Origin of the sequence: Streptococcus sp. HMSC078D09, from assembly GCF_001813675.1 — a bacterium.
In the GTDB taxonomy this organism is placed as follows: Bacteria; Bacillota; Bacilli; order Lactobacillales; family Streptococcaceae; genus Streptococcus.
The window spans coordinates 58,093-71,115 of record NZ_KV813661.1 but is presented as its reverse complement, the minus strand read 5'-3'; the positions used below and the strand labels follow the sequence as shown (position 1 = coordinate 71,115).

At 44.1% G+C, this 13,023-nt stretch carries 12 protein-coding genes; 1 reads left to right on the top strand and 11 read right to left on the bottom strand.

Going from position 1 to position 13,023, the window contains the following annotated elements; genetic code table 11:
• Nucleotides 1-2: 2 nt before the first annotated feature.
• The 5 genes from HMPREF2926_RS02695 to HMPREF2926_RS02675 all read right to left on the bottom strand — a co-directional run bounded on the left by HMPREF2926_RS02695 (nucleotide 3) and on the right by HMPREF2926_RS02675 (nucleotide 3,998).
• Nucleotides 3-695 (bottom strand): amino acid ABC transporter permease, encoded by a 693-nt coding sequence (locus HMPREF2926_RS02695; protein ID WP_049473090.1) that lies wholly within the window; start codon nucleotides 693-695, stop codon nucleotides 3-5.
• Between the two features lie 66 nt (nucleotides 696-761).
• Nucleotides 762-1,640, bottom strand: coding sequence for a transporter substrate-binding domain-containing protein (locus tag HMPREF2926_RS02690; RefSeq protein ID WP_003009959.1), 879 nt, complete (start codon nucleotides 1,638-1,640; stop codon nucleotides 762-764).
• A 28-nt stretch (nucleotides 1,641-1,668) separates the two neighbouring features.
• Nucleotides 1,669-2,670, bottom strand: a complete 1,002-nt coding sequence (locus HMPREF2926_RS02685) for a uroporphyrinogen decarboxylase family protein (RefSeq protein ID WP_070586349.1) — start codon at nucleotides 2,668-2,670, stop codon at nucleotides 1,669-1,671.
• A gap of 99 nt (nucleotides 2,671-2,769) precedes the next feature.
• Entirely contained in the window at nucleotides 2,770-2,970 is a 201-nt protein-coding gene (locus tag HMPREF2926_RS02680) for a hypothetical protein (RefSeq protein WP_070586348.1), read from the bottom strand.
• A 17-nt stretch (nucleotides 2,971-2,987) separates the two neighbouring features.
• On the bottom strand, nucleotides 2,988-3,998 hold the full coding sequence (locus HMPREF2926_RS02675; protein ID WP_371106510.1) for a uroporphyrinogen decarboxylase family protein: 1,011 nt from the start codon (nucleotides 3,996-3,998) through the stop codon (nucleotides 2,988-2,990).
• A gap of 426 nt (nucleotides 3,999-4,424) precedes the next feature.
• Between HMPREF2926_RS02675 and HMPREF2926_RS02670 the strand changes: the two genes are divergently transcribed.
• Nucleotides 4,425-5,282, top strand: a complete 858-nt coding sequence (locus HMPREF2926_RS02670; protein WP_070448942.1) for a 5'-nucleotidase, lipoprotein e(P4) family — start codon at nucleotides 4,425-4,427, stop codon at nucleotides 5,280-5,282.
• Between the two features lie 58 nt (nucleotides 5,283-5,340).
• On the opposite strand, the gene glmS is transcribed toward HMPREF2926_RS02670, so the two are convergent.
• From glmS to HMPREF2926_RS02640, 6 genes are all read right to left on the bottom strand, one after another.
• Nucleotides 5,341-7,149 (bottom strand): glutamine--fructose-6-phosphate transaminase (isomerizing), encoded by a 1,809-nt coding sequence (gene glmS, locus HMPREF2926_RS02665; protein WP_003009950.1) that lies wholly within the window; start codon nucleotides 7,147-7,149, stop codon nucleotides 5,341-5,343.
• Between the two features lie 372 nt (nucleotides 7,150-7,521).
• Nucleotides 7,522-8,907, bottom strand: a complete 1,386-nt coding sequence (locus HMPREF2926_RS02660; RefSeq protein ID WP_070586346.1) for a glycoside hydrolase family 1 protein — start codon at nucleotides 8,905-8,907, stop codon at nucleotides 7,522-7,524.
• A 134-nt stretch (nucleotides 8,908-9,041) separates the two neighbouring features.
• On the bottom strand, nucleotides 9,042-9,737 hold the full coding sequence (locus HMPREF2926_RS02655) for a gamma-glutamyl-gamma-aminobutyrate hydrolase family protein (protein WP_021154354.1): 696 nt from the start codon (nucleotides 9,735-9,737) through the stop codon (nucleotides 9,042-9,044).
• Nucleotides 9,738-9,916: 179 nt separating this feature from the next.
• On the bottom strand, nucleotides 9,917-11,437 hold the full coding sequence (locus HMPREF2926_RS02650) for an ABC transporter permease/substrate-binding protein (RefSeq protein WP_070586345.1): 1,521 nt from the start codon (nucleotides 11,435-11,437) through the stop codon (nucleotides 9,917-9,919).
• Nucleotides 11,430-12,158 (bottom strand): ATP-binding cassette domain-containing protein, encoded by a 729-nt coding sequence (locus tag HMPREF2926_RS02645; protein WP_070586344.1) that lies wholly within the window; start codon nucleotides 12,156-12,158, stop codon nucleotides 11,430-11,432. Before HMPREF2926_RS02645 ends, HMPREF2926_RS02650 begins: the two co-directional genes overlap by 8 nt.
• The gene (locus HMPREF2926_RS02640) at nucleotides 12,151-13,005 is read right to left on the bottom strand and encodes an SDR family oxidoreductase (RefSeq protein WP_070586343.1); all 855 of its coding nucleotides are present in this window, start codon (nucleotides 13,003-13,005) and stop codon (nucleotides 12,151-12,153) included. Before HMPREF2926_RS02640 ends, HMPREF2926_RS02645 begins: the two co-directional genes overlap by 8 nt.
• Nucleotides 13,006-13,023 lie beyond the last annotated feature (18 nt).

The following is a 13,023-nucleotide window of genomic DNA, read 5'->3' as shown; positions in this document are numbered from 1 at the left end:
AGCTACCTTTCTGTTACACTGAGTCGTTTCTCAAGGAGTTGAGCTGAGAGGGAGATGACAAGGGCAATTCCCCAGTAGATCACTGCTACAGCTGTATAGGTCTCGAGGGAATAATTCCCAAGATTGCGGCTGATCAAGTTATTTCCTGCTCCCATGATATCGATAAAGCCAATGGTATAAGCCAAAGCGGCGTCGCGCATGAGGTTTAAGATGGCAGTCGTCATATTTGGAAGAGCCACACGAAAGGCTTGGGGAAGGACAATCCGCCAAATGGTTTGAGCCGGCGTCAAGCCGATACTCAAGCCCGCTTCCATCTGACCTTTTGGAATGGCCAAATAGGCTGCCTTGAAAACCTCAGAGATCATAGCGGCAAAGAGAAGAAACATGGCCACAAGGACAAAGACAAACTTGGACCAGTGGTCAATGTCAATGCCCAACCACCAGTTCAAAAATTGGGGAAGTCCATAAAAGACCAAAAAGAGCAAGACAATCGGAGGGGTACAACGCAAGGTAAAGACATAACCTTTTGCCAGACCTGCTCCTACCTTATCTTCTGATACTTGTGCCCAGGTCAAAACCAAGCCAAATGCAGAACCGAGAACCGTCGTTAAAACCATCAAAGCTAGGGTCGCTGGTAGAGCTTGGACCAAGGTTGGAAGAAATGACCAGACCTTGGAAATGTCGTATGAGACCATGTTTCTTTTCCTTTCTGTATCCGTATAGAAATAAGGAAGCTGGGGCTATGCGCACCCAGTTTCATCTTATTTCTCTTTATCTACATAACTGAAGACATCTTCACCGAAATATTTTTTCGACAATTTAGCAAGTGTGCCATCTTTTTCTAATTCTTTGATGGCCTTGCTGTATTCTTCCGCAAATTTTTCGTTTTTCTTATCCTTATGGATCAATGGGTAAGTTGGAATTCCTTTGTAGGCAAACCAGCTCAGTTTGTCCGCATATTGGTGGTAAGAACCATCTTTATCTGTGACAGCTTTTTCAAAGGAAAGTTTGATGTCAAAGAAGGCATCGTAACGTCCTTCAAGAACCCAAGCATAAGCATCTGCGACTTTGAAAGATTCCGCAGCTGTTAATTCGATTTGTTGGTCCTTATGCTTTTCATTGTATTCTTTAATAACATTCCACTGCGCATTTTGTGGTGAAATTGGAACCAATTTTCCTTTTTCTTTCGCAAAGTCATCGATGTTCTTGTATTTTTTCGCATCTTCTTTCCGAACGGTAAATCCGATGATACTTGCTCCGATTGGTTCTTTTGGAATGATGAATTTCTTGGCACGTTCTTCGGTATACCAAGCTCCTTTGGTTCCGATATCGTATTTACCAGATTCTAGACCGATCAAGAGATCGTCATCACTTGTTCCAGTGTACTCAAACTTGTAGTCTGGTAGTTTTTCGTCAATGGCTTTGAGAACGGCTACTTCATAGCCATCTGATTCTCCTTTTTCATCAACGAAATCATACGGTACATAGTTTTGCGTGTGGGCTACTTTCAAGGTTGTTACCTTGTTCGATCCTGTTGAGCCTTTGCTGTCGTTTGCATGGTTCAAGCTCCGTCCAAGAATGGTTGCACCTGCAATGGCAAGAACGGCCACCCCACCGATAATCCATGTTTTTTTACTCATACTCTGTTCTCCCTGATTCTATTTTTTCTTATTCTGCTGCAGCTTCACGAACCCATTCGATTCGCTCTTCATCAATATCACTTGGAATGGTACAATCGGCACCGATGACCAAGCCTGTCGTTCCGGTTTCTGCGATGATACGTTTGGTTTCTGCTTGAATCGCAGCCTTGTCTCCTGTATAGAGAAGACCATTTTTGCCATTTTCAAAGCCACCAAGAACCGTACGTCCACCGAAGATTTCGCGTCCTTCTGCTAGGCTGATTCCTTCTGGTCCAACTGCCCAGTTAATGACTTGAGCTGGGTAGTCTGTGAAGAGATGGATATCATTGCGAGCCCCTTCGTAGCCACAGATATGAAGGATATTTACCCCACCTGCTTCATTGGCTGCTTCTAAGACATGGAGTTCACTCGGTGCGATGACTTGTTTGTAAACTTCCTGACTGACACGCGCATCTTGGATGCTTTGAACACTGAGGTAGATCCCGTCTGCTCCAGCTTCTTTAATAATTCGTTGGCTCAAAATTGCGATATCTTGCCCAATGGTATCCAAAACTTTTTTAAGAGTTGCTGCATCTTGATCGATAAAGTTTGCGATCAAGTCATCTCCACCTGACACTTCTCCGACCAACCATTTGAAGTAGGTCACCGGAGCAAAGATATTGTAGATGGCTACAATGTCCTCTTCAAAACCGGCACGAATTTTTTTTACAAGCTCTACCTGCTCTGTGATCCATGGATGATCGGCTCCGAGGGGTTCAATCCCTGCTAAGTCAGAGATGTTTTCAAGACCCTTGTGAATAGCTGGATTTGGATAAGCAAAGTAACCATCGCTCATAAGTTTAACAAAGTCTGGTTGGACCTTGTGAAGGAAGTTTTGATGCCCCTTCAGGTTTTTTTCAATAATTTCCGGATTAGAAAATCCTTTCAACCATTCTTCTTCTGTTGTAAAATGGTGCCAAAATCCAACTGGCACACGATCAACCGCTTCTCCCTTAAAAGCTTTTAACACTAATTCTCTTTTTGCTGACATGTTCTTACCTCGTTCTATTTTTTTCTTGTTTGTTATCTTAACACTTCAATCATTCTTTGACTAATATATATTTTTTATCAAGCTCTTCATCTTTTTTTATCACTGATCTTCAAGAAGCAAAATTCCTGCTATATCAGAGGGACGAAGGAGAGAGAGACTATGGGCTGGAATTTTCTCCAATTTTTCGATGTCCGGATCTTTCCGTACAATCCCACGACTGCTTGCTGCAGTAGCTTTTGCGAGTCCTAGGACTAAGAATAAAGCTACCAGCCCCATACACCACACATGAATCTTTCTCATCTCCCTCTCCTTTCTTCTTACAAGACGGCTGCCTGACGCACCCAGTCTAAGCGTTCCAATTGGAAATCGTCTGGTACGGTGCAATCCGCCCCAAGGATCAAACCACGACTTCCCGCTTCTGCGACCAAGCGACGGGTTTCTTGTTCGATAGCTGCTCGTTCCCCTTGATAGAGTAGGCCTTTCTTACCATTGACAAAGCCACCTAGGACAGCACGATCCCCAAAGAGCTTGCGACCTGCTGCTAGGCTCAGGCCTTCATGATGGGTCGCCCAGTTAATGACTTGAGCTGGATAATCCTTGAAAAGGCCCACTTCATTGCTGGCCCCTTCAAAACCGCAGATATGAAGGATATTGATGCCACCCGCCTCATTAGCCGCCTCTAGAACGGCAATGTTGCTTGGCTCAATGAACTTGCGGTATTCTTCTTCTGTCACGCGCTCATCTTGGATCTGCTGGGTTGAGAAGTAAATGCCTTCCACTCCTGCTTCTTGGATCAAGCGGCGACTTAAAGTAGCGATATCTCCTGCAATCACGTCAAGGACATGGGCCAATGTTTCTGGATCTTCCTTGATAAAGTCTGCAATCACTTGGTCTCCACGGGATTGATCCGTACGGAACCAGCGTTTCAAATAAGAAATGGGCGAGAAGATATTGTAGAAAGAAGCAATCTCTTCATGGAAATGGGAACGAATCTCCTTGACCACTTCAATCTGTTTTTCAATCCAAGGATGATGCTCTCCAATCGGTTGAATGTCCTTTAATTCTTGGATCGATGTGATCTCTCTCGAATAAAGAGCACTCGGATAACGGAAGAAGCCATCGCTCATAATCTTGACAAAATCAGGTGAAATTTCTTCAACATAGTGTTGGTGTCCTTTGATACTCTTTTCAAGTACGGCTGGATTGTCTAGCCCCAATTCTTTTTCTTCTTGGGTCACATAATGGAGCCAAAATCCTACAGGGATTCGCTCTACTGCTTCGCCTCGAATGGCACGAAGAACCAATTCTTTTTTACTCATACTGTACATCCTCCTCATCTTTTCTCCAAAAGAAAGATTGACTGCTTCCCTTCTGGAATTTGTAACCATGATATCACCTCGAAAAGTAGCTGACTAATATATTTTCCCTATCAAAGCCTTAAAATTTCTTTATTGAGAAAATCATCAAAAAAACGCAAACCCTTGAAAATAGGGACTTGCGAGTATCTTTCTCGATTGTTTCATTTTAGAAAAAAAGGACCTCTTTGATCTTTTCTTGATCCGGTTATAATATAAAACTATACCCCTTCTTTTAAGATGAAAAATGGCATCTATTGAGATGAAAAAGCCCTTCATATCAACATTTCTTTCTTCCTATTCTTTCCACCATTTCCTGGCTCCCCTTCCCTCTTTCTTGTCATGTAAGATTGAAAGGAGTATAATTTTTATAGAATAATTTTAAGGAGTGTACGGTTTATGAAAACAACAAAAACCACCTTTACCATCGTTTCTGCTCTTGCTTCTGTCATTTTACTGACAAGTTGTGGAAGCAACACCAACAAAACGCAAGAGACAAAAGCAAGCAGCACTAAAAATCAGGTGACGATGACCTATGATCAACAGCGCTCACAAGAAAATACCATGTCTGTTCTCTGGTACCAAAAGGCAGCTGAAACTAAGGCTTTGTATTTACAAGGCTACAATGTCGCTACTGACCGTTTGAAAGAGATCCTCCAAACGCCTTCTGATAAGCCTTATTCCATCGTCTTGGATTTGGACGAAACTGTTTTAGATAACAGCCCTTACCAAGTTCAAAACGTCAAAGATGGTACGGCCTTCAATCCTAAAGATTGGGATGTTTGGGTGAAAAAAGCAGCCGCAAAAGCGGTGCCAGGTGCCAAAGATTTCCTTCAATATGCGGATCAAAACGGGGTTCAAATCTACTACATTTCTGACCGTACAACCTCTCAAGTAGATGATACCATTAAGAATCTTGAAAAAGAAGGCATTCCTGTTCAAGGACGTGACCACCTCATGTTCTTAGAAGATGGCGTCAAATCAAAAGAAGGCCGTCGCCAAGCTGTACAAGAAAAGACCAATCTTGTCTTGCTCTTCGGGGACAACCTAGTGGACTTTGCAGACTTCTCTAAGACATCTGAAGCTGATCGCGACAAGAAATTGGACGAATTGCAAAAAGAATTTGGTGAAAAATTCATCATCTTCCCAAATCCAATGTACGGATCATGGGAATCTGCTGTTTACCAAGGTAAAAAACTAGACGCCAAGGGACAAACAGAAGAACGCCTCAAAGCCTTGCAAGGTTTTGACAAATAAAGCAAACATCCTCGCTAGGAAAAACCTAACGAGGATGTTTTTTTCTATAATAACTAATTTATTCAACTGTTACAGACTTAGCAAGGTTCCGTGGTTTGTCGACATCGAGTCCACGATGAAGGGTTGCAAAGTAAGCAATCAATTGGGTTGGCACCACCATTGAGATTGGAGAGAGATAAGGGTGAACTGCCGTCAAGACTAAATCATCTGTCTCTTTAGCGACATTTTCTTCTGCAATGGTTAAGACATGAGCCCCACGTGCTGCCACTTCTTGGATATTTCCACGTGTGTGGCTGGCTAGGACTGGATCAGATAAGAGAGCAATGACCGGTGTACCGTCTTCGATCAAAGCAATGGTACCGTGTTTCAACTCACCCGCTGCGAAGCCTTCACATTGGATGTAAGAAATTTCTTTTAGTTTCAGACTGGCTTCCATGGCAACATAGTAATCTTGGCCACGTCCGATATAGAAAGCATTGCGGGTTGTTTCCAACAAGCCACGGACTTTTTCATCGATCACTTCTTTTTCTGAAAGGGTTGATTCGATCGATTGGGCAACGATAGACAATTCGTGCACCAAATCAAAGGCTTTGGCCTTTTCATTGCCATTGGCTTCCCCAACAGCTTTAGCCAAGAAAGCAAGAGCTGCGATTTGAGCCGTATAAGCCTTGGTGGAAGCGACCGCAATTTCAGGACCAGCATGGAGCAACATGGTCATGTCTGCTTCACGTGAAAGAGTTGAACCTGGAACATTGGTTACTGTCAAGCTTGGAATGCCCATTTCATTTGCTTTAACCAATACCTGACGGCTATCCGCTGTTTCACCAGATTGACTGATAAAGATGAAGAGTGGTTTCTTGCTGAGAAGTGGCATACCATAGCCCCACTCAGATGAAATACCGAGTTCTACTGGGGTATCTGTCAACTCTTCCAACATTTTTTTAGAAGCAAATCCAGCATGGTAAGAGGTACCAGCCGCAAGGATATAGATCCGGTCTGCTTCTTGAACAGCCTTGATAATAGCTGGATCTACCACTACTTGACCAGATTCATCTGTATAGGCTTGGATCAACTTACGCATGACAGTTGGTTGCTCATCGATTTCTTTGAGCATGTAGTATGGGTAAGTCCCTTTACCGATATCAGAAAGGTCAAGTTCAGCCGTATAGCTAGCCCGTTCTTTGATGTTTCCATCATAGTCTTGAACTTCAACGCTGTCAGCCTTGACAATGACCAACTCTTGGTCATGGATTTCCATGTATTGGTTGGTTTCACGAATCATGGCCATGGCATCTGAGCAGACCATATTGTAGCCATCGCCAAGACCGATCAATAGTGGTGATTTATTTTTTGCTACATAGATGGTACTTGGATCTTCCGCATCCATCAAAGCAAAAGCATAGGCTCCACGGATGATGTGGAGGGCTTTTTTGAAGGCTTCCAGCGTAGACAAGCCATCTTCTTCAGCAAATTTTCCGATCAAGTGGGCTGCGATTTCTGTATCTGTTTGCCCCTTGAAATGGTGACCTGCTAGGTATTCTTCCTTGATTTCAAGGTAGTTTTCAATGACCCCATTGTGGACTAAAACAAAGCGACCTGTTTCAGAGCGGTGTGGGTGAGCATTGTCCTCAGTTGGTTTTCCATGAGTGGCCCAACGGGTATGTCCAATCCCAGCTGTCCCTTCGACACCTTCTGCCTTAGATGACAATTCTGCAATGCGGCCAACTGCCTTTACCAATTGGCTCTTGCCTTCACTAGCCAGAAAAACACCCGCAGAGTCATAGCCTCGGTATTCGAGTTTTTCAAGTCCTTGAATCAAAATATCAGTAGCATTTGTATTTCCTACAACACCAACGATTCCGCACATAGTTTTTACGATATAGCCTTGCTATACTTTCCCCTTTACTTAGTCAAACGACCCATGGTCGATTTCTCAGTTACTTTAAATTGGTCTAGTCTAATTTGACCAAAAAGCAACCAGCGGAGTCAGTATACAATGCTTCTTCTAGTTTGTCAACTAGGAAATTCAAGAAAATTGGTCTAGTTAAGTTAGCGTTAAGATTGAAGGCAAAGTCATTTGAGAAAATTTCCACTGCAAGAAAAATGCCTGAAACATATTTGTTTCAGGCATTCGGAATGATTGAGAGTCAAACCGTTTGGGAAACTGTTTGACTCCAATCTTTAAAACGACAATGTGAGGAGGCTCAAATTGAACGGAACACAGGCTGCGGATTTTGATTTAGTCTTTAAATCCATTGGCTTGGCTTAATTCTTTAAACCAATGGCCGGATTTTTTGAGGGTTCGTTTTTGGCTTTCGAGATCCAACTCAACCAAGCCATAGCGGTTCTTGTAGCCATTGAGCCATGACCAGCAGTCAATAAAGGTCCAGATCAAATAGCCTTTACAGTTGGCACCATCTTGAATAGCCCAGTGGAGCTCACGAAGATGGTCTTTGACAAAGTCAATCCGGTAGTCGTCCTGGATCACTCCGTCCTTGCGGAATTTTTCCTCTCCTTCAACCCCCATCCCGTTTTCTGTCAGAATCCACTCGATATTGCCATAGTTTTCCTTGATATTTTGGGCAATGTCATACAAGCCTTGCTCATAGATTTCCCAACCTCGGTGGGGATTGATCTTGCGGCCTGGCATAACATAGGGTTCATAAAATTGTTCAAAGAGTAAGGGAGAAGCTGGATTTGGAGCGTAACGAGGAGCTGCTACACGGAGTGGTTGGTAATAGTTAACCCCTAGGTAATCCACCGTATTTTCCTCAATCAAACGCAATTCAAAGGGATCATAATCCGGCAAGAGATCACGCTCCCGTAGGATCTCGACTAATTCTTCAGGATAATGACCAAGAACAGATGGATCTAGGAAGGATTTGGCTTGAAAGAGCTCGGCAATGCGCGCAGCTTTGACATCTTCTGGATGCTGGCTCCGAGGATAGGCTGGTGTCAAATTGAGCACAATCCCGATACGATAGTTAGGATCCACCTCGTGACAGGCCTTTACCGCTAGACTGCTAGCTAACTGGGTGTGGTAGGCTACCTTAACAGCTGCTGCTGCGTCTACCTTATGAGGAAAATGGGCATCATAAAAATAACCAAACTCCACAGGGACAATGGGTTCATTAAAGGTGATCCACTGACCAACCAGATCCCCATAGGTCTTGAAACAAAAACGCGCATATTCTTGGTAAGCATAGGCCGTTTCTTTATTTTCCCAACCATCCCCTTGCTCTTGAAGAGCCATCGGTAAATCAAAATGATAGAGGTTGACCAAGAGGTGAATCCCTTTTTCTTTGATCTTTTCAAAGACACGGCGGTAGAAATCAACACCTGCTTGATTGATCTCCCCTCGTCCTTCTGGGAAAATACGTGACCACTGGATAGAGGTTCGAAAGGCTGTGTGGCCGGTTTCTAACAAGAGGTCCAGATCTTCTTCCCAGTGTTCATAAAAAGTCGATGTTTTCTCTGGTCCTTGCCCTTGATAAAAGCGGTTGGGCTCGACCCTATACCAGTAATCCCAGAGATTGTCTCCCTTTCCATCCTGGGCTAGACGTCCTTCTGTTTGAGGCCCCGAGGTCGAACTCCCCCATAAAAAATCCTTTGGAAATTGATACATGTCCTAATCCTCCTCATTCTACTAGCTCTATTGTAGCGCATCCTCCTCCAAAACCTAGGCACAATTTACAGTCTTTCTTACGCAGATTAAAGAAAAAGCCCCTTAGGAAAAATTCCTAAGGGAGCTGGTCCTCTTTATAATTGAGTCACGACATATTCAAAGAGCTTGCGATCTGCTGGGCTCTTGTCAAAACGTAGTTCTGGATGCCACTGAACTCCGAGGAAACGGCTCTCATCTGTGGATTGAACGGCTTCTATGATGTCATCTTTAGGATCCCGCGCGATTACTTCTAAGCCATCTGCCAAGTCTTTAATACTTTGATGATGGAAAGAATTGATGCGACTGGTCTTACCATAGATCTCTTGCAGGACCGTCTGATCCTTGGTCACCAACTCTTGACTGGTGTACTGACCTGGATTGTCCTGCCAGTGGTGTTCAATATCTTGATACAGAGTTCCCCCTAGAGCGACATTATAGAGCTGGGTCCCACGGCAGACGGTAAAGATAGCTTTTTTAGCCGCACGCGCTTCTTCAATCAAAGCCAACTCAAAGAGATCGCGTTTCAAGAGGTAGTCATCACTGTCGATGGTGATTTCTTCTCCGTAAAACTTGGGCAAGACATTTTGTCCACCGGTGATGATGAGCTTATCAATCATCGATATGTAGTCTTTGGCCAAGGCCGCATCTCCAATCGGCAAGATCAAGGGAATCCCTCCTGCCTCTTTGACCGCTTCGACAAAACCAGTCGCCGCATAGCTCATGTTCGCGTCTGGATCATCTGGGAAGGGTCTTTCATTTCCTGTAATTCCAATCACTGGTCTTATTTTCATGCTTATTTCCATATTCTTTCATTCATTTTCAAGGCTTATTGTAACACAATTTCAAGCCAGACTCAATGGAGATTTTTTTGAAGAGAAGGTCTCTCCCTCTAACCCAAAAGCTTGCTGAAAGGATATGAAATTGCTTTCTATTAAAAAATTCTCAAGTGCAAAGACTTGAGAATGGTTTGTTAATTTTTTATCAACCCTTCTTTTACCAAAAAGTCACGCGCTACTTTAGCAGCAGGCTTGCCTTCTACTCCGACTTGGTAGTTCATCTGACTCATTTGGTCTGCTGTGATTTTACCTGCCAACTTATTGAGAACAGCTTCTAATTCGGGATGTTTCTTAAGAAGAGCTTCTTTCATGAGGGGCGCCCCTTGATAAGGTGGGAAGAGTTGTTTGTCATCTTCGAGGACCACCAGGTCATAGCGAGCAAGTTCAGCATCTGTTGAGTAGGCATCCGTTATCTGGATATCCCCAGACTGGATCGCCTGGTAGCGAAGGGCTGGCTCCATGGTGGACACTTGTAAGTTGAGACCATAGACCTTCTGCAAGCCCTTGTTTCCGTCTTCTCGGTCGGTAAACTCCAAGGTAAAGCCTGCCTTGAGTTGTCCTTCCACCTTTTTCAAATCTGAAATAGTCTTGAGTCCATACTCTTGGGCAATCTTCTTAGGCACTGCAACAGCATAGGTATTTTGATAAGCCATGGGTTTGAGCAAGGCCAGGTCGTCTTGTCGCTTGATCCCATCTCGAGCAGCTTTGTAGACTGCTTCTGGATCATGACTGACTTGTGGTGCTGGCTTGAGGAGACTTTCGGTCACCGTACCTGTAAACTCTGGATAGATAGCGATATCCCCTTTTTTTAGAGCTTCATAGAGGAAGGTGGTCTTCCCAAAATTCGGTTTGACAGTCACTGTCATATCCGTATTTTTCTCGATCAAGATCTTATACATATTGGCGAGAATTTCAGGTTCAGGACCCAACTTCCCAGCGATGACCAGATTTTCTTTTTTCGGTTTGGGAAGAAGACTTGGCGTATAAGAAGCTCCTAATCCAATAACCATCACAGCAAAGGCTGCAAAGATGGTCCGCAATTTGGCCTTTTCCATCCATTTGAGAAGAAGGTTAAATGCGATGGCTAAGAAGGCAGAAGATAGGGCACCGATCAAAATCAGACTGGCATTATTGCGGTCAATCCCTAGGAGGATAAAGGAACCGAGTCCCCCAGCTCCAATCAAGGCAGCTAGGGTAGCTGTCCCAATAATCATCACGGCTGCCGTGCGAATCCCAGACATAATGACGGGCATGGCCAAGGGAATCTCGAGCTTCTTGAGTCGCTCCCACTTGGTCATCCCAAAGGCGATTCCTGCTTCTTCAAGGCTTGGATCAATCCCCTGTAAACCGGTGATGGTATTTTGAAGGATGGGGAAAATGGCATAGATGACAAGAGCTGTTAAGGCCGGAAGCGTCCCGATTCCCATAATAGGAATGAAGAGGCCCAAAAGAGCCATGGAAGGAATGGTCTGGAAGATCCCAGCTAGCTGTAAAACCCAGTTGCTTGTTCTTTTGTGGATACTCAAATAAATAGCTAGAGGAACAGCCAGAAAAATCGCAAGGAGCAAGGTCAGTAATGACAGTTGCAAATGTTGCCCCAATGCAGCGAGCCAGTCCCCAAAGCGTTCTTGAAAGGTTGCAAGTAGTTTAGACATGGTGAACACCTCCAAATAAATCTGCGACAAAGTCTGTCGCAGGCGCTTGTAAAATTGTTTCAGGGTCCGCCACCTGCACAATCTCTCCTTCCTGTAGCACCGCAATCCGGTCGCCTAATTTCAAAGCCTCGTCTGTGTCATGGGTCACAAAAATAGTGGTCATACCGAATTCTTTGTGCAATTCTTTGGTAAGAGTCTGCAACTGCTTACGGGAGATGGCATCCAAGGCCGAAAAAGGTTCGTCCATCAATAGAATCTTTGGTTCCCCAATGATAGCTCGCACAATGCCAATCCGTTGTTGCTCTCCACCAGATAACTCGCTTGGTAACCGATGAGCATAGTCTGCCGCAGGAAGCCCCACCTTGGTCAAGAGTTCTTCTGTTTTCGAAGCGATTTGCTCCTTGCTCCAGCCCTTCATCTCAGGAATCAGAGCTATATTTTCAGCAACGGTCAAGTTTGGAAATAGGGCAATGGCTTGAAGAACATAGCCAGTACTGAGACGTAACTCCCGTTCATCATAGTCCTTGATTCGTTTCCCATCCATATAGATATTGCCATCAGTCGGCTCCAAGAGACGATTGACCAGCTTGATCATGGTGGTTTTTCCAGATCCTGAAGGACCCACTAGCACCATAAATTCTCCATTTTCAATGCGGAGGTTGACATCTTTTAAAATGTTTTTATCCGTGTAGCGCAAGGCTACATGTTTGTATTCAATCATATTTTTCCTCAATAAGTTTTCTGTCTCTAAGAATATCCAATAAGCTACTTGCTGGATACCCTAGGACTTTTTCGACATCTGTTGAAACCCCAGCTTGTTCTCCAGCTTTAATCGCTGTATAGGTACTGACCCAGGCATCATACTCCCAAGTTTGTGCTGGCCATTTTTTCCGTGACTCATAGGCTTCTTCTACTGATTCATCTACATACGCGATGGTTTTACCGCTCTCTTTTGAGAGAAGCGCTACGATTTCTTCCATGGAAAGATCCTCTGGCCCTGTCAAATTCAAGGTTTGATTTTCCCATTTCTTAGCATGTAAAAGAATCTCTGCTGCAACACTAGATGTGTCCTTACGGGCAACTGCTGAAACCTTCCCACTTCCTGCTGGACCACGAATCTCTCCATTTTCAAGCGCCATATCAATCAAGAAGTCCAAGTAAAAATTATCTCTCAAAAAAGTGTAGGTGAACCCCAACTCCTTGATATAGGCTTCCGTCTGGGCATGATCTCGAGACAATGTAAAAGTTGCCTTCTCATCTGCCCCATAAAAGGAGGTATAAACAATATGCTGCACCCCAGCAAGCTTTGCGGCATCTAAAAGACTCTTGTGTTCCTCAACACGCTCTGGATTTTCCCGAGCAGAGACCATCAACAAGATATCGACCCCCTTCAAGGCCTCAACCACTTTTGGAGTATTGGTATACACTATTTTACGGATTTCCGCAGACGCGTAGACTTTTGCACGCTCTGGGCTTCTTGCCAGATGGATAGAAGCAATTCCTTGCTGATCGACAAGATCAGCCACATAGGAACCTAATTTCCCTGTTACACCTGTAATTCCAATCATAACTGTTACTTCCTTTTC